Here is a 1,329-nt window from a genome sequence, read left to right as displayed (position 1 = left end):
TAAACTAGGACAAGTTTTATAGACAATTTATAAAAAACTCAAAGCATCTCAATATTGTTGAGGTGTTTTTCAATTTAACACAGATTGAAATCTTTCATTGTTATATCATTCAATGTAATCTTTGATAATGTTTTTGAGTTTATCAAAGCAAATTGTTTTGTAATTTACAAAGTTTAAACACTCAGATTTGATGTTTGAAAAGAAATATTCAACTTCCCTATTATCTAATGAATTTCCGACCCTGCCCATAGATACATTTCCATTGTTTTTTGCAACTACATCGAGATATTTAGATGATGAATATTGAAATCCGTGATCTGAGTGAAGAATTCAAGGTTTTTTAAACTTTATATCCTTGATGTGCGAAATAACTAAATCTGTATCATTTCTTCTTGATAAGTTTCAATTTAAAATTTTCTTTGTTTTATGATGTATTGCAACTGAAAGATAAACATGATTTTCATTAATATCGTTTGGTGCTTTTATATATGAAACATCTGTTGCAATAATATTATTTGTAATTCCATTGTAATCTCTATTTACAAGATCTTCAATCTTAACATTTGTATTCTTGATTTCTCTGACTTTACGTTTTGGCCTAACTACACAAATTAGATTCAATTTTTTCATTATTCTTCCTAAAGTTCTGTAATTTATGTCTATTTTATATACTTTTAGTATATAAACGCTCAATCTTCAACGACCAAAACGACCTTTATTTTCATAAAAGGCCTTTTTGACAATTGAATGTAATTCTTCATTTTCAGATGTTTGAGAGACTTCTTTATCTAATTGCGACATTTTCTTATAAAAAGTAGATTTTGGTATTTCTAAAAAATATATAAATTGTTTATTTGTAACAGAAGATGATTTCTTGATTTTGCTTCAATCAATTTCAATTTTATTATCTCTGAAAATTTCAATCATAATTTTTATGAATTCATTCTTTTGCTCATCAGTCATTTCTTCAATCATTGAATCATCTGTTTCAATAGTTTTCTTTTTGGGTCTTCCACAACCCTTCCCTTTTTTAGGGGCTGTTCCTGTTTTTGAAAATATTACAGTTTCGTCTTTTTGATATTCTCTAAATTTATTTCAAATTCTACGTCTAATATTTTCTTTAAAGTAATCCTTATTATATTTTTCTGAAATATAAGATGCAAATTTGTATTCATATTCATTTGTGTATTCTCAATTTTCTAGTCATCTAAATAGATCTAATCATTCATAATGTTTCAATTGTTTAGCCATTTGTAAACTCCTTTCTCTTATTGTAAACGAAAAGTAGACAGTTTTTATTTTCTGTCTACTTTTCTTGTCCTAGTTTAG

Annotated in this window: 1 protein-coding gene; it reads right to left on the bottom strand. The window is 26.0% G+C overall.

Features of this window, described 5'->3' with window-relative positions:
- Positions 1–402: 402 nt before the first annotated feature.
- On the bottom strand, positions 403–630 hold the full coding sequence (locus T424_RS22740; RefSeq protein WP_154664990.1) for a hypothetical protein: 228 nt from the start codon (positions 628–630) through the stop codon (positions 403–405).
- Between the last annotated feature and the right edge of the window lie 699 nt (positions 631–1,329).

The sequence above is a fragment of the Allorhizobium undicola ORS 992 = ATCC 700741 genome (genome assembly GCF_000621665.1).
GTDB lineage: Bacteria > Pseudomonadota > Alphaproteobacteria > Rhizobiales > Rhizobiaceae > Allorhizobium > Allorhizobium undicola.
Note: the sequence above shows the minus strand (reverse complement) of the source record. Positions and strands in the feature narration are given on the sequence as shown.